This is a genomic window from Virgibacillus proomii (assembly GCF_900162615.1).
GTDB lineage: Bacteria > Bacillota > Bacilli > Bacillales > Amphibacillaceae > Virgibacillus > Virgibacillus proomii.
Genome location: NZ_FUFN01000010.1, coordinates 2,486,153 through 2,510,798, shown reverse-complemented (window position 1 = coordinate 2,510,798; position 24,646 = coordinate 2,486,153). Strand labels below are relative to the sequence as shown.

Genomic DNA, 24,646 nt, shown 5'->3' with positions numbered 1-24,646 from the left:
TAGATTCGAGCCGATGTTGACTCATCGTAGAAGCAGATCGAAATTGCACCAGCTTGAGCACATATGCTAGATGATGCCACTTTTCAAAAAAGTTATCCGCCATATAGATGCGGATATAATTTCCTAGAGGATAAAAAAGAAAATGAGTGAATAAAATTTTCACTCATTTACGCTAAATAATTGGTCATTACTTTTTTAACATAATTTTGCGTTTCTCTAAACGGTGGAACACCTTGATATTTATCGACATTTCCTGGACCTGCATTATAGGCAGCTAAAGCAAGCTCCGTATTTCCGTTGTAACGACGAATCATTTGACTTAAGTAACTAACACCACCATTGATATTTTGCGCAGGGTCCAATGGATTAGAGACACCTAAGGCTCTGGCAGTTGCAGGCATCAATTGCATCAATCCTTGAGCACCAGCGCTGCTCTTAGCATATGGATTGAAGTTAGATTCTGCTTGGATGACAGAACGTATTAATTTTTCGTCGATTTGATATTTTACTGCAGCATTACGGATTAAGGAATCAATGTTACTGTCTGATTCAGTTGCAGCTATTGAACGAACAGGTGTATATGTATGCTTTTGTGGAGTTAATGGTGAATATGCCTGTAGTTCATTTGCTTTGTTTATTTGCTCTTGGAGCAACTGTCGGAATGCGAGATCGATCATTGGAGAGTGACTGGAAAATCCGCTCGAACCAGATGAAAGCACAGACATTGCTTCGTATTGCATCATTTGCTGCAAATTTCTAATCTCCATATCAGCATCCTCCTTCCTATCTTATCTCCTACTATTTTACTATATTCTCGTTTTTTCGCAATCATGTTTTTAAAAACTTGCAATCTCTTTCCCAGCCTGTTGTAACAGATCTTTATAGAATGGATCTTTGCCAATACAGAGCACACGTGTACATAATCCCTTTATTTCATCCATATCATGGGAAGTATAGACGATCATTTTTTGGTTATCTATAGCTAATTTTTGCAAGTAGAAGCTAATCTCTTTTTTAGATTTTAAATCAATTCCTACAGTCGGCTCATCTAATAGAAGAAGGTCCGGATCATGAATAAGACTGATTGCTAAATTCAACTTTCGTTTCATTCCTCCTGACAATGTTTGTACCTTGTCATTCCACCTGTCTAAATTCATATCAAGGCATAGCTGTTCCAATTGTTTTTCTGACTTCTTTTTCCAAGATAATTTCTCAAAAAACAACATATTTTCTCTTACCGTGAAGTTTTCCCAAATCGCGATATCCTGTGGGACAAAACCGATATGACGTCGTACTTGCTTCCGATTTTTTTTATAAGTCCAATCGTATAAACAAATATTTCCTACAGTCGGCGGCTGTAACGTAGCGAGCATTTGTAATAAAGTAGATTTTCCCGCACCATTTTCTCCTACTAAGCCAATGATTTCACCTGGTTGAACGGTAAAAGAAAGGTTTGTAATAATTGGCTTTTTATGATAAGCCTTTGTAATATTGTCCACTTTAAGCATATTGGTTCTCCTTTCTTCCATACCATAAACAAATAATTAGTACGACCATGTATAGCCAAATATTGTGAAATATTCCATTTAGAAATGGTACAAGGGGATGAAGCACACTTAAAAATGGCAATCCATCTATTGGAATAATGGCTCCACTCGTTAATGCAAGCAACAATGTAATTACGAGTGATAAGCTATAATACGCAACAATTTGTTTCATGCTTATTGCAAGCAAAAAAGCGAATCCGTTAATCATGAGTCGGAATGAAACGATTGCAGCAATTCGTGAAAGATTAATGGCTTCTCCAAAGACATAAGAAAAGATAAAAGCAGCTGCTAAATCGATAACGAACAACAAGACTGTATATACTAGAAGATTTAATAAAGCATATGTTTTATAAGAAAAACGAATAAATGCAAAACGGGTCCGCACGGAAGAACGAGTTTCCTTTACTAGCCAGTCAAATAAGAAAAAAGTTGCCAAGGTGGAAAATAATGCCCATAATCCCCAATGATCCCATAATTTTAAATTCGTTTCATTGGTTTTTGCTTGGCCTTTAAATTGAAAACTAGCTTTTAATAAATCTTGCTCTGCTTCTATTTCTTTGCTTGTTGTAATGATTTCTTCTATATTCCAATGCGTATTCGTCGTCAATTGCTCTTCTAATTGTAGAATAGTATAAGCGGTTTTAGCACGACCAGTATCTTTTTGTACAAAGGAAGCAATCATTTCCGATACAGGTGTATAGGCAAAAGATAAATCCGATTGATAGCTTGTTAGTAAACGATTACGACTACCGCTGTTAACTTGTTTCTCATAGCCTTCCTTAATAATAAATACACTATCTAATTCATGTTTTTCCAATTGCTGCAATGCTTGCTCTTTATCCAATTGCTTAACACGGATAAATGGAGCTTCGTTCATTTTATCCACCAGTTCTCTAGCTGTAGTTGACTTGTCCTCTATTACAATTCCCACAGGAACTTTGCTGTCTGCTTGAATAGCTGTTACAGCATAGTTAAAACCAAGTATAACCCCTATGGGTAAGACCAGCCAAAATAGCAAAGCAGGAAATTGATGTTTCCAATGTAAGAAGCGAGTTTGGATAATAGCTTTCATTGACAGATGCGCTCCTTTCCTAGTGCCATGCTTAAAAGAAGAAAAAATCCTCCCCCGGTCATTGTAAGTAAAGGAATGTAGTCAACAAATAAGCGATCGTTTAATACTACTTCTTGGAGCCAGTACAGCGCTTCAGATGAAAAGATGTAGCTTAATAGATTCTGTACATTCAAAGGTAGATAAATCGTCGGGAAAAGCGCACCACTTAATAATAGAACCATCATCGTAAAGCCAATTTGTGTTAGTAAACGTAATCGATGAGAAGCAATAAGCACTTCAACCATTGCAATACTAAATAGAAAGCAAGTACTATATAAGATTGTAACGATAATTATCCTTATTGAATCCATCAGATGAATATCCCAATGGAATAATTCAATGACCAAGAATAAGAAAAAGTAGCTTATTATCGTAACAAAGCCAAGGGTAACCAATAACTTGGCAAGGATTTGCTGTAAAGGATGAACGCCATATAAAGTTAGACGTTGTTTTAGTCGTGGTGACAAATCTTGATATAGGAAATTATAAATGATTAACAGCCAGATCGTAAAAATGATAAACCAACTTGCTAAACTATAGTATGAAATTGGATTCGCTGTAGCTTGATTAATAATTTTCTCTTCCTGGAAAAGTTGTTTCCTGCCGATCGTATAAAAAACAAACTCCTTAAATTGTTCAAATACCAGATCATTTCGCTCTTGATCATTAATAGGAAGTTGTTTCGCATAGTTGTTAATGGTTAATACATTTGCTTGAGAAGCTCGAATATGTCTGGTTACACTTTCGATTAGTGTTTTTACCATTTGACTTTGAATCGGTTGATTGGGGTTACCAATAATCGGTAAGGTTACGGGAATTCCCTGGTAAAGATTCGCTGTAAAGCCTTCTGGAAATACGATATATGTACTGAGTTCATCTGTTTCTAACTTCTCAATTGCTACTGTTTCATCCATGGCACTTAATTGAATGTAAGTTCCAAGTTGAGAAGCCTCATCCATCATATCAACCAGAAGCTTTGTTTCCTTTGATTGATCCAAATTAACGAGACCTACTTGAATCGGAGACCGTTCGTTTGGAGTAACGAATGTTACGATAATCGTAGCTAATAAGCCAATAATGATAAAGGGAAATAGCAAAACAAGAGGAAGTGTTAGCCACTTCCTCCTGAGCTGCAATACATTATTTTTAATTAATAGTAAAGTTATTCTTGCGAAATGCATAAAGGGGGGCACTTCCATTCCATCGAATTATTTAGCTGTTTGCCTAAGATGCCAGATTGCCACTAGCTGACAGCAACTCAACTAACCAACCTTCAAACTTAGGTCCAACCTCTGTTTCAAAGTATTGCATTAACTCTTCCGCCTGCATTGCTCCTAGATCTTTTGTTTGATCATCTTTCGGGATTTTCACGCTATCCATAGTTTTTCCATCAACAGCAGCGTGTAGCGAAAATAGATGCTGGCTATCCACAGCGGGTGCAAATGCAAAGCTGTGATCAGCATTCATTTTATCATCTTTATAAGTAGATGAACCACTCCAAATAATACTACCACTTTCACCATCAGGGTCTTTTAAACTGAACGTCCTTTCAAAATCTCGTTTCCCATCTTTTAATGATTCTTTACCATCATAGGAGAGGGTAAGATCTTCAATTGTTAGTTTAATAGAATCTTTAGCTTTCTCATCTTTCCAAGATAGATCTCCTGTTACATTCATTTTATCTTGGTTATTTGAATCTTCAAAACCAAAGTCAAGGTTAAATTGTTGCTTTTCCTCTTTTAGGAGATGTGTTCCCTTTATACTAAACGTAACAAGCTGATCTTTATCAGGCCCTAGTTTTACACTAAAATCACGCTGGGCAATAACGTCGTCATGTACCCAAATCGTTGATGTTAAACCATTTGGAATGTGTAGATTATCTATTCCATCCTTTGCTTCTTTTAAGGATGTATCAAATTCCTTCAGTACTTGATCGATGTCACTATCAAGTGCTGAACTACCCATTGCTTGTAGTTCTAATTGTTTGCGGATAAGATCTTTTAGCTTATCATCTGATTGTAATTTTTCGACAGTTTCCTTAAGCATTTCTTTCAGCTTTTTTTCACTTAATTTCATCGTGATTTTTTCTGTATCTAAAGATTGATCATGAACTTTAATTGTTTCGTCTTCTGATTTAAATGCCTCATCAGAAAGTTGGTCATAAATCATTTCGCCATATTCTTTTTTTATATATTCGACATCTTCTTCAGAGAGTGAGCCTTCAAAAAAAGTACCAAAATCAATGTTTTCTTCACCTGTATATGTCGTCGGATCTAATTGATACAGTAGATTACCCACATTTTTTCCTTTAACAGAAAGCAATTCATCAAGAAATGGTAAGCCAAGCATGAATTGTTCTGCAGTTAAATAATATTCAACGCCATCAACTTTAATGCCGCCAATATCTGCTTGAAATCTCCCAGCCATTTGTTTATTTTTCATATCTGCTGCATGTTTTAATGAAATAGTTGAGTTGTTAATATATTGGGATAAATCCATTTCTCCCATACCAAGATCTTCTGTCGCCATATTCGATTCTGCTGACAGTTCGTAATTTGTTTCAACAGGTTTTTCCTTTGATTGCTCTAACCAATCTAGTTCAGGCTCATATCGCTTTTCTATTTGTTCAGTCATAAATTCCATCGTATTTTTTTCTGCTAAGAAATATTTCTGTTTATCTGATACATTTGCAAAAATGTATGCTGCCACACCACCACCGATTAGTAGTATCGCCGCAATAATAATACTAATTAGTGCTTTTGGCGACAGCTTTTTTTTCTGAGATTGCGTTTCTTCCATAAACATTTTCCCCTCTCTCTTTGTTACTACATACTTATTTGTATTATTTAATAAGTAAAAGGATTACATTGAAGTACCTCTTTAGTTTATAACACTTCGAAAAAATATAGTCAAATTGTGCCAGATCTTGTCCAAACAAGGGGAAGCTAAAAGATGTATTAATTATCTTGAAGTTAAAATAAACAAGGGAAGGAAGGACTATTAAATCAATAGAGAAGGATAAGAAAATTCATTGTTTTTACACCTATAGACTCTTGTATTATTTAAGCTAGGTCAATAATACTGTTTTTAAGTTCGTTTTTTCTTTACAACGTATTTACAAATTAGTTATGGTTCATGATGTCGTGAATTTTTTAAGTTGACCGTGCCGCTGCGTTTACAAATTAAGCTGTTTCTCCATTGTTAATCCTAAAAAGGCAATAGTTATGTTTGGTTAAATGTAACTTATTATTAAATAGTGGGATGTACATAGAAAGAGTGATTAAGAATTAACTAGATTTTTGCTCAAAAGCTTGTTTCCTGTAATTAAAAACCGGATGGACCGGTGGCTATTCCTTTTCTTTATCCCGTATGTAACTGGTAGTAAGACCTACCCAAGGTACGGGACGAAATCTAAAGTCAAATGCTTGATTCAGTTCCACTATAGGAAAGGAAAGTATAAAACTTCAGGCTATAGCATAAGAGAAATAGCTGCCATAAAGACTTGGCGATAAGCCAAGTTTTCTAAATTCTAACAACAGTGGGGGATAAAAGAAAACCCCCACTAGGGATTTGAAGATTGACTTTATTGATTAGTAGCTTCTTTTACACCTTGCTCCAGTGCTTCAACCATTAGCTGTTTTTCTTCTTCATTGGTATGTTTCCATATTAATTCAAATAAAACACCAAGACCAGGAAGCATTTTTTCCTCACCATTTTCTACTGCGTCGACAATCGTTGCCTCTAATTGTTCTTGATCATTGGATGCAATGTTACTTAAGATAGCTTTTCGTAAATTTAAATCCAAGGGAACTCCTCCTTTTTATAAAACTTTCCAGTAATTTAAATTTAGTTTGACCTTGTTAAGCAGAAATATGTATACTATTTAGGATAAGCTTCAAGGAAGTAAAGGATGATAAATATGATTACTTCAATAAAAAATGATAAAGTAAAAATGTGGAAGAAATTACATAAACGCAAAGAACGAATGAAAACAAAAACTTTTTTAATTGAAGGCTTCCATTTAGTGGAAGAGGCACTTAAAAGTAATTGGACAATAATAGAAATGATAATCCAAGAAGGGGTTGAGCCGCCTTTATTGGATAAAGATATACCAATCATTACAGTAAAAAGTAATGTATTTCAAGCATTATCACAAACGGATACACCACAAGGAGTTGCTGCTGTTGTTGCGATGAAGCAACTAGTTAGTACTTGGTCTAGTGCTGTTTTATTAATTGATGCTATTCAGGATCCGGGCAATTTGGGAACGATAATTCGTACAGCAGATGCGGCAGGGTTTTCTGAAGTGATTTTAGGGGATGGAACAGTCGATGTTTTTAATGATAAAGCAATTCGAGCCACACAAGGCTCTTTATTTCATATTCCAATTCGACAAGCTAGCTTACCGGATGAAATAAAGCTATTGCAGGAGGCTGGATTTACGGTTTGGGCTTCTGCATTAGAGAAGGCGGAAGTTTATACAAGTCTAAAACCGGAGCGGAAAACAGCTCTTATTCTAGGCAATGAAGCAAATGGGGTGCAAAAGGAATTAATGTCTTTAGCGGATAAACGCGTTACTATTCCCATTTACGGCAAGGCAGAATCATTAAATGTTAGTGTAGCAGCAGGGGTTTTAATGTATTATCTTCAAGCATAATGTTGCAAACTGTAGGGTAATTCTTTATAATATATGTAACTTTATATGTAAAGCGTTGAAAGAGCCGGATAACTTACCAAATTATACGTTAACAGGGAAGAATGCCTTAGACTGAGAGCATTTTATCGTAGCGGTGTTATCCTTTCACTCTGGAGCAGATACTTGGACCTCTAGTCATGAGTAAAGGTATTCCGGATAGTTCCGTTATCAGTTACAAAGGTGAACACATGTAAATACTTGTGTTAACTAGGGTGGTACCGCGATGATAGACCTCGTCCCTTGTTGGGAGGAGGTTTTTTATTGTTTATAAAACAATATCCGTTTGTACATGGTGATAATTTTTTTGGAAAAGTATCTTTGTTTAGCTTAAGTGCTCGAATGACGAGCAAACTTCGATCTCCTTCCCATGATAAGTGAACAAGGCTCCTAAATCCCCATTTCGTTTGGGCAACAGGACAAGAAAAGCTTCGGAAGCGATACACCGCACGAAGAAAAGTGTTTTTCTTTTCAGGGAGAAGTAAGACTTCTTGATTAAGCATCACGATTTTTCAAGGACAAAAAAACCACGACAGCGATACATCGCACGCAGAAAAAGCGTTCTTCTTTTTCAAGGAGAAAAGTCTCCTTGAATGAAGTTTCTTTAATCACGTCAGAAAATCTGCCGTTTGTACGTCGTTAACTGAGCGCTTCTAGCCTTTGCTATGGGGTAAAAAGTAGATAGAGGTGCTTTAATGTTGTAACCATTTAAGTAAAAGAGGATATTTTAAAATTGGTTATCCTCTTTTTGAAACACATACTTCATGAATACCTGAGTAATCTGTGTAGAGACTAGGCGACAAGCCAAGTTTTTCTAATACTTGATGTATTCTATGATTATTTCAAAATAAGAAGGAGGAGTCTAAAATGAAAGATCAATTGAAAGCAATTGAAATAGAAGCATTAGAAAAAATTAATAAAACAGAAGATATTAAAAAACTGCAAGATATTAAAGTAGCATATTTAGGGAAAAAGGGTTCCTTAACTAGTGTGCTCCGTGGAATGGGCAAATTGTCCAAAGAAGAAAGACCTGTTGTAGGTGAGTTAGCTAATGCGGTTCGTCAACAAATTACCGCAAGTTTAGAAGAAAAAATAGAAAAATTGGAGCAAATAGCATTAGAAAAACAATTAGAACAAGAAGCAATCGATGTAACGCTTCCTGGTCGGCCAATAAAATTAGGTGGACCGCATTTATTAACGAAAATTATGGAAGAGATTGAAGATTTGTTTATTGGAATGGGCTTTGAAGTAAGGGAAGGTCCAGAAGTAGAGACGGATTACTATAATTTTGAAGCCTTAAATTTACCGAAAAATCATCCCGCCAGAGAAATGCAGGACACATTTTTTATTACGAAAGATTTGCTAATGCGAACACAAACATCTCCTGTACAAGCAAGAACAATGGAAGCGTATGGAGGAAATAGACCGGTAAAAATGATCTCGCCAGGTAAAGTGTATCGTCGGGATACAGATGATGCAACTCACTCCCATCAATTTACGCAAATTGAAGGTTTATATGTAGATAAACATGTTCGAATGAGTGATTTAAAAGGAGTATTAGATATCTTTGCTAAGAAAATGTTTGGAAATGACCGGGACATTCGCTTACGTCCAAGCTTTTTCCCATTTACAGAGCCGTCGGTAGAAATGGATATTTCTTGTAAGATTTGTCAAGGAAAAGGCTGCTCTATTTGTAAAGGGTCTGGTTGGATTGAAATTCTAGGAGCTGGAATGGTGCATCCAAATGTGCTTTCTAGGGCCGGCTATGATCCGAATATTTATAGTGGTTTTGCATTTGGTATGGGCCCAGAACGAATTGCAATGCTTAAATATGGCGTAAAAGACATTCGTCAATTTTATACAAATGATATTCGCTTTTTAAAACAGTATCATAATGCGTAGGGAGGAAAATCAATATGTTCGTATCATTAAATTGGCTAAAAAATTATGTGGATATTAAAGATATGGATCCAAAAGTATTGGCAGAAAAAATAACCAAAACAGGAATTGAAGTAGATGGTATTGAGTATGTTGCTGAAAAGAGTGAGAACGTAGTTGTTGGCTATGTGGAATCTTGTGAAAAACATCCAAATGCAGATAAGCTTCATTTATGTCAAGTAGATGTTGGAGATGAAACGTTACAAATTATATGTGGTGCACCTAATGTAGCTCAAGGACAAAAAGTAGCCGTTGCGAAGCCGGGAGCAGTACTTCCAGGAAATTTTAAAATAAAAAAAGCCAAATTGCGTGGTGTTGAATCGAATGGAATGATTTGCTCGTTGAAGGAATTAGGAATAGAAGAAAAATATGTACCAAAGGATACAGCAGATGGAATTTATGTATTTCCGGAAGATGTGACGGTTGGTGAGCCGGTAGAATCGTTATTAAACTTGAATGATGCTATTTTAGAATTTGATTTAACACCAAACCGAGCTGACTGTTTATCCATGCTGGGTGTCGCTTATGAAGTTGCTGCTATTTTAGATCAGCCGGTACAGTTGCCAAACCCTGCGCCAACAATGGCGGAAGAAGCTGCACAGGATTTTATTTCCGTCCGAGTGGAAGCACCCGAAGATAATCCATATTACGGAGCGTTTATTATTCGTGATGTGACGATTAAACCTTCCCCATTATGGATGAGTAATTATTTGATTGCTGCAGGAATTCGTCCGATTAATAATGTTGTAGATATAACGAATTATGTATTATTAGAATATGGTCAACCATTACATGCGTTTGATTATGATAAATTGAATTCGGATCAAATCACTGTTCGTCGTGCAAAGGATAAAGAAGTATTGGTAACCTTAGATGAACAAGAACGCATTTTGTCTCATGATCATTTAGTTATCACGAATGGAACAGAGCCCATTGCATTAGCTGGAGTTATGGGTGGACTGTCTACAGAAGTGACTGATTCTACGAAAAATGTTTTATTAGAAGCTGCATATTTTACAGGTGATGTGGTGACCAATGCTGTAAAGGCAACAGGGTTACGCAGCGAATCCAGTACCCGATTCACAAAAGGAGTTGATCCGGATCGAGTAAAGGAAGCAGGAATTCGTGCTTGTGAGTTATTGGAAAAATATGCAGGCGCAACTATTTTATCAGGTATTGTTGAATTCGATCAGCTTGATCGCTCTGAGAAACAAGTTGAAATGGATATGCATGAGATGAATAGACGTTTAGGAACAAATTTACAAACTGACGATGTAAAAGATGTGTTGAAACGCTTAAAGTTTAACTATGAACAAAAGAATTCTATGTTTATTGTATATGTACCAACACGTAGAGGTGACATTGCTATATTCGAGGATATGCTGGAAGAAGTGGCAAGAATATATGGGTATGATAATCTTCCTTATACCCTTCCAGATGGTGTTGGTCAAGCAGGCGGATTAACAGAAAGACAGCAATTGATTCGTAATATTAAAAAATTATTAGAAGGTGCGGGACTGATGGAAAGTCGTACGTATTCTCTAATCAGTGAAGAAACAAAGGATCAATTAATCAGTCCTGAGGTTAGTGAAGCAAACTATATGCCAATTCAATTAGCCTTACCGATGAGCGAAGATCATAAATATTTACGATTAAGTCTTTTACCAGAAATCTTACGAGTGCTTGCCTATAATAAAGCAAGAAACCAACTAGACTTAGGATATTATGAAATTGGTAAAACTTTTCTTACACAAGAGAGCGTCTTAACGAAGCAACCGGATGAGCGCTTGCGTCTGGCTGGAGCACTTACTGGAAATTGGCTTCATCATCCGTGGCAGCAAGAGAAAAAACAGGTGGATTTTTATGTGGTAAAAGGAATTTTAGAGAGATTATTTGATTATCTTGGCTTTTCTGTGGAGTATAAGCCATTCAAGCATAAAGATATGCATCCAGGCAGAACAGCATCCCTTCATTTACAAGGTAAAACGATTGGGTTTTTAGGGCAAGTACATCCGCGCATCCAAAACCAATGGGATTTAAAAGAAACGTATGTTTTTGATATCAACTTAGAAGGACTGTTGGCTGCCTATAAACCTGTAACATCTTATCAAGAAGTTCCAAAATATCCTTCGATTGGTCGGGATATTGCTTTTGTAATTGATCAAAGCATTTTGGCAGATGATATTAAAAAAGTAATTGAAGAAGTTGGAAAACCACTGGTAAAAGATGTTTCTGTCTTTGATGTATATGAAGGTGAAAATTTAGAAGTAGGGAAGAAGTCGGTTGCCTATCATATTGTTTATCAACATCCTGAAAAAACATTAACGGATGATGAAATCCAAGCTTCCTATGATCACATCATTGACGCTGTAAAAGAAAAATATCAAGCGTATATTCGTTCTTAAAGACGAAGCTTTCGACTAACGAGCAACCTGCATCTAGTGGCTTTAGTTTGTGATCATCCCAATAACAAAGACAGCAATTCAACAATTGTGATTTGCTGTCTTTTCAAGGAAATAAGTATAACCATATAAACGCCACTTAACTAAGTTAATACTATAGTTACAAATATGCGTAAGCTTTTTTTGTATTTTTAAAATGAACCTTTGCATAAGAATCCAATATGTCTGCACCATACTCGATTATAATTTTTGCAATGATACGGTCTACCTTTGGAGCAGCACCTTTTGGCAGTTCTAACCCTAATTGTTTGGAGAGTTTATCCATTTGGTTTAAAAAACTGGCACGAGCTAAAATAGATGCTGCTGCAACGGCTGTTGAATAACTTTCAGCTTTTGTTAAAAAAAAGGTTGAAGGAGCCAACGTTTGTTTTTCAGACATTAAATATTTTTGATAAACAGCCGGTTCACAAAATTGATCAATAATGATACCTTGGTTAGGTGTATCGCCAATTTTATTTAATAACTGACGAATCACGTGGTGATGAAGCATTGCTTTCATTTTTCCTTGTGACCACCCTTGCTTTTGCAATGCATTGTATTTTTTATTATGCAGAATGGCTGAAGCATAAGGAATTTTCCTTGTTAAAATGGTATTGGCCAATTCACGAATTTTTTTATCAGTTAATGCTTTTGAATCTGTTACACCCTCCGATTTCAGTTGAACCATATTTGTTTCTGTAAGATACACACCAGCTACCGTAATAGGGCCGAAATAATCGCCTGTACCGGCTTCATCTGTTCCAATATGGTTTTGGTTGAATAAGTCAGGGCTTGGAACGTAGGAATGATTTGGTTTTTGCTTTATTGTTTTAGCTTTTGATTCCACTCTTTGCGCTTCATCAAGCCAATTTGCTGCTTCCTTTTCAGGTGAGCTGCCCTGGAATAACACTTTTCCTGATTTGTAGGCAGTAATCACTGCATCTTTCGTCTTTGCCCGGAATATTGCTCCTGGTGGTGGAGCCAAAGAGAAAGAAGTATAAAATTCTTTCATCTGCTGTATCTTATTTGCAGAAAATTTATAAACAAGCTGAGACATCCTATTTCTCTCCAATCTTTACTGTTCAATTTCACGGTAACCATTAACTTTTGCCCGGTTGAATAAATTCGTTGTTTACAAACTGTCACATTCCTTTATACTATAGTAAATCAGTCAGTAGAGCAAATAGCTAACAGAAAATTGGGAATCATTCATGACAGTAATGGATAGTTTCCTAAATGTCTCACTTCATGTTAAGATAAGGTGAACAATTTTTCTTATTTGGGGAGGATTAACACGTGACCCAGGATGAAAAAACACGTACAACTGTAGAAATACACAATCGAACCTATACGATTATCGGCACAGAACCACAAAGTCATATTAAATTAGTAGCCAGTTTAGTCGATCAGAAAATGACTGAAATTCATGAAGCAAATCGACAGTTAGATACAACGAGGTTGGCTGTTTTAACCGCTATAAATACAATGAATGATTATTTGAAGTTAAAAGAAGACTATGCCTCTTTATTGGGTTCCATGAAGAGGAAAGAGAAAGACTAACTAGAAAGAGGAACACCGTCTATGATTAGTATATTATTGTTACTTATATTGTTGTTCGGTTTTTTAAGAGGACTAAAAAGAGGATTTATCTTGCAATTATTCCATCTCATCGGTTTTATTGCTGCATTTGTAGTTGCAGCACTCTACTACGATGAGCTGGGTCCACAACTGTCATTATGGATTCCTTATCCAGATTTGGGGGAGAGTGGGAAGTGGGCTGATTTTTTACAAAACTTGCCGCTTGAGAAGGGCTTCTATAATGCGATTGCGTTTTTCCTCATTTTTTTAGCTGTTAAAATTGTATTGCAAATTATTGCATCCATGCTTGACTTTGTAGCATCATTGCCTGTTTTAAACTCCATTAATAAGCTGCTTGGAGCTATATTGGGCTTTCTTGAAATATATTTGCTGCTTTTTATCGTGCTTTACATTGCCGCGTTAATTCCGGTTGCGCAAGTCCAATCATGGGTTAATGATTCAACAGTTGCTTTATTCATCATTGAACATACACCTTTTCTATCGGAAAAAATCAAAGAGCTTTGGCTAACAAATATGGCAGGTGTATTCCAAAATTTACAAACTTGAACAAAGGGCTGATTCGTATTATCAGGTGTATTGTATGAAGCATACAATTATTAACTGAATCGGATCAGTCTTTTTTACACTATAGGAAAGTATAAATTTCTATGGTTTATAGTATAAGAAAAACTACGGCTTTCGCCAAGGACTTGGCCATAAGCCATGTTTTTCTAAGGACAAAGTAAGTAAGCGGCTCAACTGTATAAAGTGATACTTCATTTCTTGGAGCTTTTACAAGAAATGTTAGATGAACGAATCGGGCCTTTAGGTGCCGTTTTCTCCCACTTAGATTCTTTTGTACCAGCTTAGGCTTAAAAGTGTGAGACTTACGGTTACCTTACAGGCGGGATAAAGTGAAACTTCATTTCTTGGAGCTTTTACAAGAAATGTTAGATGAACGAATCGGGCCTTTAGGTGCCGTTTTCTCCCACTTAAATACTTTTGTATCAGCTTAGGCTTAAAAGTGTGAGACTTACGGCACCTTACAGGCGGGATAAAAACTTAGAGACTTGTAAAATAACGCAGGAGGTTTGTTTACAGATGCTGCTAAGATTTATTGATATACTATAGGTATGATGTAGTTGTGTAGAACTTTATCAATGATATACAAATAGGGTGAGAGTATATGGGGATTAATAAAAAAGATGTCATTCGGTTAATGGAGAAAATAGCAATATATCTTGAATTACAAGGAGAAAATCCATTTAAGATCAGCGCTTACCGTAAAGCTGCACAAGCTTTAGAAAGGGATAACCGTTCTCTCGATGATATTCATGATTTTACGAAAATAAAAGGAATAGGAAAAGGAACAAATGCTGTTATTCAAGAATATATACAAACAGGGGAATCACAAACGTTATCAGAACTTGAAAAACAAGTACCAAATGGTTTAATTCCATTATTAGAGCTCCCTGGACTAGGTGGAAAGAAATTAGCAAAACTTTACCAAGAGCTCGGAGTAACGGATGCTGAAACCTTAAAGCATGCTTGTGAGCAAGGAAAGGTTGAGGAACTGCCGGGGTTTGGGAAAAAAACAGTGGAAAACATCTTAGCTGCTTTGAATGAAGCAGGAAAGCGTCCCGCACGTTTACCTATTGCTATGATGCTACCAATCGCTGAAAGACTTGAGAGCTATTTGAAAAAAATAGAAGAAATTGATCGTTTTTCCCGAGCAGGAAGCTTGCGAAGAATGAAAGAAACGATAAAAGATCTTGATTTTATTATTGCCACAGATGAACCTGAAGCTGTACGAGATGCGTTATTATCAATAGAAAATAGCAAAGAGGTTATTGCTAAAGGCGAAACAAAGATATCCATTGTTATAGAAGATGTTTACGATATCAATGTAGACTTTCGGATTGTGAAGAAGGAAGAGTTTGCGACAACCTTACATCACTTTACTGGCTCTAAAGAGCATAATGTAGCGATGCGTCAATTAGCTAAAGCACAAGGAGAAAAGATTAATGAGTATGGTGTTGAAAACGAAGAGACGGGTGAAGTAATCACCTTTATGACAGAAGAGGAATTCTTTAACCATTTTGACTTACATTACATTCCGCCTGAAGTAAGAGAAAATACAGGAGAAACAGAAATATTTAAAAAACCTTATCGGCTAATTGAGCTCCAAGATATAAAAGGCGATTTCCATATGCATACCACATGGAGTGATGGCGCGCAATCATTAGAGGAAATGGTTGTGCAGGCGAGAAACAAATCATATGATTTTATCGCCATTACGGATCATTCTAAGTTTTTAAGAGTAGCGAATGGACTTAATGAAACCAGACTGCGGAAACAATGTGAAGAAATTGCTAATTTAAATGAAAAATACCCGGATATTCATATTTTTACAGGAGTAGAGATGGATATACTTCCTGATGGAAAGCTCGACTTTTCGGATACATTTCTTAAGGAACTTGACTTTGTCATTGCTTCGATTCATTCCAGTTTTAATCAAACCGAAGAGCAAATTATGTATCGTTTAGAAGCAGCATTAGAAAATCCTTATGTTTCGTTAATTGCTCATCCAACAGGAAGGTTAATTGGCAGACGCCCTGGTTATCAAGTTAACGTAGATAAACTAATTGAAAAAGCAAAAGCAACGAATACAGCTTTGGAAATCAATGCAAACCCAAATCGGTTGGACTTATCGTATGAATGGGCGAAAAAAGCACAAGCTGCAGGTGTTACATTAGCCATTAATACAGATGCTCATAATTATCAGATGTTAGAACATATGAAGTATGGTGTTGGCATTGCCAGAAAAGGTTGGATAAAAAAAGAAACGGTGATGAATACGTGGTCTGTGCAAGCATTAAAAGATTATTTTAATCGTAATAAATAATAGAGTGATGGAAAGCATTTTAAAGGAGTCATTTACATGAACGAACGTATGCTTCGCGTACTTGAGTTTGATAAAATTATTGAGCGTTTGACAAGCTATGCGGAAACAACAATCGGTAAAGAGCTAACCAAACAGGTTAAGCCATCGATAAATATAGAGGAAGTTAAGCAGCTGCAAAAGGAAACAGATGAAGCGGTACACGTTCAACGTCTGAATAAAACACTACCCTTAGGCGGAATTGTTGATATTCGTACTAGCATAAAACGAGCTGCCATTGGCGGTGTACTTTCAACGACAGAATGTATGGATGTTTCCAGTACGATTTACGGTGGGAGAAGAGCAAAAGTATTTATAGAGAATTTAGAGGAGGATTTACCAATAATCCGTTCCTTCGTAGAGCAGATCGCCCCATTACGAGAATTAGAACAGCAAATTAATAGTTGTATTGATGATCATGGTCATATTATGGATAGTGCTTCCGAAAAGTTACGTGGAATTCGTTCCTCCATTCGGATGCTTGAAAGCAGAGTAAGAGACAGGTTAGACAGTTTTATTAAGACACAAGCAAATAAACTATCCGATGCAATTATTACAATCCGTAATGATCGTTATGTTCTTCCGGTAAAACAAGAATATCGAGGTGCCATTGGCGGGATTGTTCATGACCAATCAGCTTCTGGGCAGACGTTATTTATGGAACCGAAAGCAGTTGTGGATTTAAATAACCAACTCCAAGAAGCAACAGCAAAAGAAAAACAAGAAATGAACCGAATATTAAGAGACCTGAGTGCACAAATCGCCAATGAAGAAATACATTTAGAACAGAATGTACAAGTTCTCGCCAAGCTAGATGGTATGTTTGCACGTGCCAAACTGGGTCAGTCCATGAAAGCGTCTATGCCAAAGATAAATAATAACGGAATAATCAATATGAAACAAGCGCGTCATCCATTGATTGATCCAAATCAGGTTGTGGCAAATGATATTGAGATTGGTAAAGAATTTACAGCAATTGTGATTACCGGTCCAAATACAGGTGGGAAAACCGTTACATTAAAGATGGTGGGACTTTGTACGCTGATGGCACAAGCCGGCTTGCAAGTACCCGCACAAGACGGATGTGAATTAGCTGTCTTTAAACATGTCTATGCAGATATCGGAGATGAGCAATCCATTGAACAAAATTTAAGTACGTTTTCCTCACATATGACCACGATTGTAGAAATTTTAAGGCATATAGATGAAGACACGCTCGTATTGTTTGATGAATTAGGTTCTGGGACTGATCCGCAAGAAGGGGCTGCGCTTGCGATGGCCATTCTAGATGAGGTCATTCATCGTCAAGCACGTGTCATTGCGACAACGCATTATCCTGAATTAAAAGCATATGGGTATAATCGAAAGCAAGTGGTGAATGCTTCCGTAGAATTTGATGTACAAACACTAAGGCCAACTTATCGCCTATTGTTAGGTGTTCCTGGACGAAGTAATGCGTTTGAAATTTCGAAACGATTAGGTTTGCCCGACCGATTAATCGAGCAAGCTACATCATATATCGGAATGGATTCAAAAAGTGTAGAAAATATGATCACTTCTTTGGAAAAATCGCAAATCAATGCAGAAAAAGAGTATAAAAAAGCACATGAGCTTTTAATAGAGGCAGAAAAAATCCATCGTGATTTACAGGCAGCATGGGATCAATGGGAAAATAAACGAGAATTACTATATAAAAGAGCAGAAGAAAAAGCAGCTAAAGCGATTGAAAAAGCTCGAGAAGAAGCAGAGATAATTGTAGGAGAGCTTCGTAACATGAAAACAGACACAAAATGGAAGGAACATGAGTGGATTGAAGCGAAAAAAATGCTTGATGCTGCCGAACCTAAACTGACTGCTCAACAAACAGGAAATCAACGTGATAAAAAACAGCGACAACAAGAGCTTCACCCTGGGGATGAAGTTAAGTTACTAACAGCCAATCAGCAGGGGTCTGTGCTGGAAAAGATAAATGATAAAGAGTATTTGGTACAAGTTGGAATTATGAAAGTAAAAGTAAACCGTAAAGATTTACAGTATATAGGAAAACAACAAGAAACGTATCACCAGCCAATTACAACGATTAAAGGTGCAAACTATCACGTGAAAACAGAGATTGATTTACGTGGAGAGCGAGTAGAAGATGCGTTATTAAAGTTAGAAAAATATATTGATGATGTACTACTAGCTGGTTACTCTCGCGTTTCTATTATCCATGGTAAAGGTACAGGCGCTTTACGAAAAGGAGTGCAGGAATATGTAAAGCAGCACCCAAGAATTGCAGATTCACGACCGGGAGAATCTGGAGAAGGCGGCAGTGGTGTAACTGTCATTCGCTTGAAATAGATATAGCTAAGAGGTGAATGTAATGGTAATAGGAACGAGTTTTTGGGAAAATATAGTTGTTGAAACAACAGCTAGATATAGTGTAGTCATTCTATGTACGTTGGTGTTTCTTGCTATTTTAGAAATTGTTACATCCTATCGAAATTGGGAAGAAATTAAAAAAGGTAATTTTGCTGTCGCAATGGCAACAGGAGGAAAAATTTTTGGTATCGCCATTATTTTTCGTTATTCCATTGAACATAATGATACCTTATTGCAAAGTATTGGCTGGGGGGTCTTTGGTTTTGTATTGTTGCTTATTGGCTATTTCATTTTTGAGTTTTTAACTCCGGTTATTAAAGTCGATGAAGAAATTGGAAATGGAAATAAGGCGGTTGGTTTTATTTCCATGATTATTTCTATTGGTTTAGCTTTCGTCATTGGTGCGAGCATTTTATAGGGGAGGAGATTTAGTGGTTTTAGAACGACTGGCAAAGATCTTAACGGTTGTTGCTATTATCTTCTTTGTAGTAGGTGTAGCTTGGCTTATTTGGTAGATGATAAATTGATCTTAAAAACTTGGCGGGTGATTTTAAAAGTCAGATAAGAGTCGTGGTGAAGTTTCTTTTATGAAATTATTCATTCATCTTATCTTCCTTTTAAATTTGCATGTTTTGCCAAGTTTTTTAACACTATAGGAAAGTATGAAACTTTAGTCTTTATCCCGCATGTAAGGTGCCGTAAGACTCCTGCTTCAAGAGCCTTTAGTTGATACAAAAGAGTCTAAGTGGCAAAAAACGGCACCTAAATGCCCGATTGGTTCAAGGGCTTTAGGTCATACCCTTGTGGTACTAACATTCAGTAGGAGAGGGAAGAAAACTCCTACTGAATGAAGTTTCACTTTATCGTATAAAGAAACAATAGCTTTCGCTATAAATTCTTAGCGACAAGCCAAGTTTTTCTAAAAAAAGTTATATAATATTTCAAAAAATAGTGATTAATCGGTATAATGGTAATAACTATACCAAAAGGGAGGAAAAAGGATGGAAGGTAAAAGAAGTTGGCACCAGCATTATCCACCAGAGATAAAGACGTCAATCGCTTATGACGAAAAGCCACTTCACGCATTTTTATTAGAAAGCGCTGAAAAGTTCCCAAAAAAGAAAGCGCTTCATTTTATGGGCAAAGAGTTAACCTATGGAGAAATCTATACACAAGCGGCGAAGATGGCAAATTATTTACAGCAGATGGGCTTGGAAAAAGGAGACCGCATTGCGATTATGCTTCCTAATTGCCCACAGGCTGTTATCGCCTATTATGGTGCACTAATGGCGGGTGGAATTGTTATCCAAACGAATCCGCTATATAAAGAAAGAGAGCTGGAATATCAGCTGAATGATTCCGGTACCGCGTTCATCGTATGTTTAGATATTTTATTACCGAGAGTTACAAATGTAAAAAATAATACCGATCTTAAGCATATCATTGTAGCAAGTATAAAGGACTATTTACCATTTCCAAAAAACCTTATTTACCCATATATTCAAAAGAAACAGTACAATATGGTTGTAAAAGTAGAACAAGAAGAAACTACCCATGTATGGGACTATATCATGGATACCGCTCAAGCAGCTTATGAAAAAGTAGCGATTGATCCGAAAGAAGATCTAGCTTTACTTCAATATACTGGTGGAACGACAGGGAATCCAAAAGGTGTGATGCTCACACATTATAATTTAGTTTCCAATGTACAAATGTGCAATGCTTGGATTTATAAAACAAAACGTGGAGAGGAAATTATACTCGGAGTTTTACCATTTTTCCACGTTTACGGCATGACAGCTGTTATGAATAACTCGATTATGATTGGCGCCATGATGATCTTACTCCCGAAATTTGATGCAACAGAGGTTTTAAAGACGATAGATAAGCTAAAACCCACATTGTTTCCGGGGGCTCCGACTATTTATGTCGCATTATTAAACCACCCTAAATTAGCTAATTATGACCTATCCTCCATTGAGGCTTGTATTAGCGGTTCTGCTCCACTTCCGGTTGAGGTTCAAGAACAATTTGAAAAGGTCACAGGGGGTAAATTAGTAGAAGGTTACGGTTTAACAGAAACTTCGCCAGTAACCCATGCTAATTTTGTTTGGCACGAACGAAGAAATGGGAGTATTGGAGTACCATGGCCGGATACGGATGCTAAAATTGTTCAGGCGGAGACAATGGAAGAAGTGCCGATTGGTGAAGTTGGAGAAATTGCTGTCAAAGGACCGCAAGTCATGAAAGGTTACTGGAATAATCCAGAAGAAACCGATCAAGTATTACGTGATGGCTGGTTATTGACAGGCGATCTTGGGTATCAGACAGAAGACGGCTACTTTTATGTAGTTGATCGTAAAAAGGATATGATTATTGCTGGTGGATATAATATCTACCCACGTGAAGTAGAAGAAGTGTTATATGAGCATGAGGCTGTTCAAGAGGCAGTAGTTGCCGGCGTTCCTGATCCATATCGCGGAGAGACGGTAAAAGCATATATTGTGCTAAAAGATGGTCATTCCGTAACAGAGTCCGATTTAAACACATATTGTCGTAAACATTTAGCTGCGTATAAAGTACCGCGTATTTATGAATTCCGTGATGAACTACCAAAAACGGCTGTCGGAAAAATTTTACGCAGAAAATTAGTAGAAGAAGAAAGAGAAAAAATAAACGATAAAGTGAATACCAATTAAGTTAGCCCTCTTTTTTGCTATAATGATACAAGGTATATTGACAGAACAAATAAAAGAAGATAAAATAATGAATGAACAATCATTCATTATTAAGTATATAGGAGAGAACGATGAAAAAAAATAAGCCTAAATACAACCAAATTATCGAAGCAGCTGTACAAGTTATCGCAGAAAATGGCTATCATGCATCACAAGTATCAAAAATAGCAAAAAAAGCTGGTGTAGCGGATGGTACAATCTATCTATATTTTAAAAATAAGGAAGATATCTTGATTTCTGTTTTTGAAGAAAAAATGGGACAATTTATCAATCGCATCAGTGATGAAATTAAGAAGAAGGATAATGCAAATGACAAGCTTTATGTGCTTATTCAAATGCATTTTCGTCAGCTTAGTGAAGATCCGCATTTGGCAGTCGTTACCCAATTGGAGCTAAGACAATCTAACCCTGCCTTACGCATTCAAATCAATAAAGTGTTGAAACCATATTTAGCTGTCATTGATTCCATCATTCAAGAAGGGATAGAAGAAAAGATTTTTCGCAATAAATTGAATATTACCCTTGTACGACAGATGATTTTTGGTACACTAGATGAAACGGTTACAAATTGGGTGATGAAGGAGCGCAAGTATAATTTAGTACAGCAGGCTCTAGAAGTTCACACCTTATTAACCGAGGGAATTACTTCAGAGAAAAATTAACAAGAGGAGGATGAAATTTGTGTCAACCTTAGCCTTGAAACGAGAAGAGTCGATAGCTTATTTAACGATTCAAAGCCCACCCGCCAATGCTCTATCTAGTACTCTATTAAATGACTTGGCAAAAAAACTAGACGAGATGGAGGCAGATTCCAGTATAAAGGCAATTGTTTTAAAAGGGGAAGGAAAGTTTTTTTCTGCAGGAGCAGATATAAAAGAGTTTACCTCCCTTCAGCAGGCTTCTGACTATGAAACGTTAGCGAAGCGAGGACAAGATTTGTTCGATCGTATCGAGCAATTTTCTATTCCTGTTATTGCTGCAATTCACGGGGCTGCGTTAGGCGGGGGATTGGAACTGGCAATGGCTTGCCACATGCGAATTGTAACAGCATCAGCAAAATTAGGATTACCTGAAATCACGTTAGGAATTATCCCTGGTTTCGCAGGAACACAGCGGCTGCCACATTATGTTGGATCAGCAAAAGCATATGAAATGATCTTGACAGGTGAGCCAATTAGTGGAGAGAAAGCATATACTTATGGTTTAGCTAATAAAGTAGTTGAAGAGGGGGAGTTAGAGGAAGAAGCTAAACGCTTAGCACAGAAAATTGTGGAAAAAAGTAAATGGACGATTAATCAAGTAATGCAACTAATTCCTTATGCAAAGACCAGTCAATTTATAGAGGGAGTAGCGAAGGAAAGAGAGGCCTTTGGGCAAATATTTGGTTCAGATGATGCGAAGGAAGGCGTCCAAGCATTTATAGAAAAACGCAAACCAAACTTCCAGGATAAGTAAACTTAAGGAGGAACAATGATGGATATTTATGTATTACTAAAAAAGACGTTTGATACAGAAGAAAAAATAAATATATCCCAGGGTCATATTGAAGATGACGGTGCCGAGTTCATTATTAACCCATATGATGAATATGCTGTTGAAGAAGCTATTAAGCAGCGTGATGAACATGGAGGGGAGGTTACTGTTGTCACAGTTGGTGATGAAGATTCCGAGAAACAATTGCGCACTGCTTTAGCAATGGGGGCAGATAAAGCAGTACTTATCAATACGGAAGACGATTTAGAAGAAGGAGATCAATATACAACTGCTAAGATTTTGGAAGCTTTCTTTGCTGATAAGAAAGTGGATTTAATTCTTGCTGGAAATGTAGCAATTGATGAAGCAAGTGGACAGGTAGGACCTCGGCTTGCAGAGGCTTTACGTATCCCTTATGTGACAACGATTACAAATTTAAAGATTGCTGGAGAAACTGTGACCATTGAAAAGGATGTAGAAGGGGATGTGGAGATTGTAGAAACTTCACTTCCGCTTTTAGTAACGTGTCAACAAGGCTTAAATGAGCCACGCTATCCTTCATTACCGGGGATTATGAAAGCGAAAAAGAAACCATTAGAGGAATTGGAAATAGATGATCTTGATTTAGATGAAGATGATGTGGAAGCAAAGACAAAAACGGTTGACGTCTTTTTACCGCCTGAAAAAGAAGCGGGTAAAATGCTTGAGGGGGATCCACAACAACAGGTGCAAGAACTTGTTTCTTTATTAAAAAATGAAGCAAAGGTACTGTAATATTTTTGACAGGGAGGAGTAATCGACGTGAACGATAAATATTTAGTAATTGGGGAAATGAAAGACGGAGCATTACGGAATGTATCTTTTGAAGCGATTGCAGCTGCGAAAAAGGTTAATCCGGATGCTGAGATAGTAGGAGTTATTTGCGGGGACGGTGAACTTAGTTCTTTAGGAGAGGAAATGGTTCACTACGGTGCAGATCGTGTGATTACGGTAGCACATGAAAATTTAAAAAATTATACCTCCGAAGGCTATGGGCAAGCAGTTATGGCAGTTATTAAGGAAGAATCGCCGAATGGTATTGTCATGGGTCACACTGCAATTGGTAAAGACCTTACACCAAAGCTGGCTGCTAAGCTCGAAACAGGTTTAATCTCAGATGCAGTAGACATAGAAGCAAATGAGGATCGTCCTCGGTTTATTCGGCCGATTTATTCAGGGAAAGCGTTTGAACGCAAGGTTATTACTGAAGGTCTAACCTTTTTTACGATTCGTCCAAATAATATACCGGCTTTAGAAAAAGATGAATCAAGATCTGGTGATGTAACAGCTAAAAGTGTAGATATTACCGATATCCGTACCATTATTAAAGATGTCGTACGGAAAGCTTCCGAGGGCGTTGATCTTTCAGAAGCTAATGTGATTGTTGCTGGTGGAAGAGGAGTAAAAAGCGCAGATGGTTTTAAACCATTGTATGAGTTGGCAGAAGTGTTAGGCGGAGCTGTCGGCGCATCTCGTGGGGCATGTGACGCTGAATATTGTGATTATTCTTTACAAATTGGTCAGACTGGAAAAGTGGTTACACCTGACTTATATATAGCAGTAGGTATATCTGGAGCTATTCAGCATCTTGCCGGTATGTCGAACTCAAAAATTATTGTAGCGATCAATAAAGATCCGGAGGCAACGATTTTTAATATTGCCGACTATGGTATTGTAGGCGATTTATTCGAAATAATTCCATTATTAATCGAAGAGTTTAAAAAGGTAACGGTGTAAAAAAGCGTCCTGTTTTAAATGATGGAGAGCGGTCACATTCCCTCTC

20 protein-coding genes are annotated in these 24,646 nt (G+C 36.9%); 13 read left to right on the top strand and 7 right to left on the bottom strand.

Annotation, left to right across the window (positions count from 1 at the left end):
- Positions 1-167: 167 nt before the first annotated feature.
- The 6 genes from BN1066_RS19120 to sspI all read right to left on the bottom strand — a co-directional run bounded on the left by BN1066_RS19120 (position 168) and on the right by sspI (position 6,463).
- Complete coding sequence (locus tag BN1066_RS19120; RefSeq protein WP_077321316.1) at positions 168-767, bottom strand: lytic transglycosylase domain-containing protein; 600 nt, start codon at positions 765-767, stop codon at positions 168-170.
- Positions 768-836: 69 nt separating this feature from the next.
- Positions 837-1,508 (bottom strand): ABC transporter ATP-binding protein, encoded by a 672-nt coding sequence (locus tag BN1066_RS19115; RefSeq protein ID WP_077321315.1) that lies wholly within the window; start codon positions 1,506-1,508, stop codon positions 837-839.
- Positions 1,501-2,619, bottom strand: coding sequence for an ABC transporter permease (locus BN1066_RS19110; protein WP_077321314.1), 1,119 nt, complete (start codon positions 2,617-2,619; stop codon positions 1,501-1,503). Before BN1066_RS19110 ends, BN1066_RS19115 begins: the two co-directional genes overlap by 8 nt.
- A complete protein-coding gene (locus BN1066_RS19105; RefSeq protein ID WP_077321313.1) occupies positions 2,616-3,839 on the bottom strand; it encodes an ABC transporter permease in 1,224 nt (407 codons plus the stop codon). Before BN1066_RS19105 ends, BN1066_RS19110 begins: the two co-directional genes overlap by 4 nt.
- A gap of 43 nt (positions 3,840-3,882) precedes the next feature.
- On the bottom strand, positions 3,883-5,457 hold the full coding sequence (locus tag BN1066_RS19100) for a DUF6583 family protein (protein ID WP_077321312.1): 1,575 nt from the start codon (positions 5,455-5,457) through the stop codon (positions 3,883-3,885).
- Positions 5,458-6,241: 784 nt separating this feature from the next.
- Entirely contained in the window at positions 6,242-6,463 is a 222-nt protein-coding gene (gene sspI, locus BN1066_RS19095; RefSeq protein WP_077321311.1) for a small acid-soluble spore protein SspI, read from the bottom strand.
- A 114-nt stretch (positions 6,464-6,577) separates the two neighbouring features.
- On the opposite strand from sspI, the gene BN1066_RS19090 reads away from it, so the two are divergent.
- From BN1066_RS19090 to pheT, 3 genes are all read left to right on the top strand, one after another.
- Positions 6,578-7,315 carry a TrmH family RNA methyltransferase gene (locus tag BN1066_RS19090; RefSeq protein ID WP_077321554.1) on the top strand — a complete coding sequence of 246 codons (738 nt, stop codon included), beginning with the start codon at positions 6,578-6,580 and terminating at the stop codon, positions 7,313-7,315.
- A gap of 903 nt (positions 7,316-8,218) precedes the next feature.
- Positions 8,219-9,253 carry a phenylalanine--tRNA ligase subunit alpha gene (gene pheS, locus BN1066_RS19085; RefSeq protein WP_077321310.1) on the top strand — a complete coding sequence of 345 codons (1,035 nt, stop codon included), beginning with the start codon at positions 8,219-8,221 and terminating at the stop codon, positions 9,251-9,253.
- Positions 9,254-9,267: 14 nt separating this feature from the next.
- A complete protein-coding gene (gene pheT, locus BN1066_RS19080) occupies positions 9,268-11,694 on the top strand; it encodes a phenylalanine--tRNA ligase subunit beta (RefSeq protein ID WP_077321309.1) in 2,427 nt (808 codons plus the stop codon).
- A 157-nt stretch (positions 11,695-11,851) separates the two neighbouring features.
- Here pheT and rnhC read toward each other — a convergent pair whose 3' ends face one another.
- Positions 11,852-12,787, bottom strand: a complete 936-nt coding sequence (rnhC, locus tag BN1066_RS19075; protein ID WP_077321308.1) for a ribonuclease HIII — start codon at positions 12,785-12,787, stop codon at positions 11,852-11,854.
- A gap of 239 nt (positions 12,788-13,026) precedes the next feature.
- Between rnhC and zapA the strand changes: the two genes are divergently transcribed.
- The 10 genes from zapA to BN1066_RS19025 all read left to right on the top strand — a co-directional run bounded on the left by zapA (position 13,027) and on the right by BN1066_RS19025 (position 24,600).
- Positions 13,027-13,290: a cell division protein ZapA gene (gene zapA / locus BN1066_RS19070; protein WP_077321307.1), complete on the top strand. Its 264-nt coding sequence runs from the start codon at positions 13,027-13,029 to the stop codon at positions 13,288-13,290.
- Between the two features lie 21 nt (positions 13,291-13,311).
- Complete coding sequence (locus tag BN1066_RS19065) at positions 13,312-13,875, top strand: CvpA family protein (RefSeq protein ID WP_077321306.1); 564 nt, start codon at positions 13,312-13,314, stop codon at positions 13,873-13,875.
- A 619-nt stretch (positions 13,876-14,494) separates the two neighbouring features.
- Positions 14,495-16,213, top strand: coding sequence for a DNA polymerase/3'-5' exonuclease PolX (polX, locus tag BN1066_RS19060; protein ID WP_077321305.1), 1,719 nt, complete (start codon positions 14,495-14,497; stop codon positions 16,211-16,213).
- Positions 16,214-16,249: 36 nt separating this feature from the next.
- Positions 16,250-18,592: an endonuclease MutS2 gene (locus tag BN1066_RS19055; protein ID WP_077321304.1), complete on the top strand. Its 2,343-nt coding sequence runs from the start codon at positions 16,250-16,252 to the stop codon at positions 18,590-18,592.
- Between the two features lie 22 nt (positions 18,593-18,614).
- Entirely contained in the window at positions 18,615-19,031 is a 417-nt protein-coding gene (locus BN1066_RS19050; protein ID WP_077321303.1) for a DUF350 domain-containing protein, read from the top strand.
- Positions 19,032-19,614: 583 nt separating this feature from the next.
- The gene (locus tag BN1066_RS19045) at positions 19,615-21,312 is read left to right on the top strand and encodes a long-chain-fatty-acid--CoA ligase (RefSeq protein WP_077321302.1); all 1,698 of its coding nucleotides are present in this window, start codon (positions 19,615-19,617) and stop codon (positions 21,310-21,312) included.
- A 110-nt stretch (positions 21,313-21,422) separates the two neighbouring features.
- Entirely contained in the window at positions 21,423-22,013 is a 591-nt protein-coding gene (locus BN1066_RS19040) for a fatty acid metabolism transcriptional regulator FadR (RefSeq protein ID WP_077321301.1), read from the top strand.
- Between the two features lie 19 nt (positions 22,014-22,032).
- Positions 22,033-22,806, top strand: a complete 774-nt coding sequence (locus BN1066_RS19035; RefSeq protein WP_245799829.1) for an enoyl-CoA hydratase — start codon at positions 22,033-22,035, stop codon at positions 22,804-22,806.
- 18 nt (positions 22,807-22,824) lie between these two features.
- Positions 22,825-23,598 (top strand): electron transfer flavoprotein subunit beta/FixA family protein, encoded by a 774-nt coding sequence (locus BN1066_RS19030; protein WP_077321299.1) that lies wholly within the window; start codon positions 22,825-22,827, stop codon positions 23,596-23,598.
- A gap of 27 nt (positions 23,599-23,625) precedes the next feature.
- Positions 23,626-24,600: an electron transfer flavoprotein subunit alpha/FixB family protein gene (locus BN1066_RS19025; RefSeq protein ID WP_077321298.1), complete on the top strand. Its 975-nt coding sequence runs from the start codon at positions 23,626-23,628 to the stop codon at positions 24,598-24,600.
- Positions 24,601-24,646: the final 46 nt, after the last annotated feature.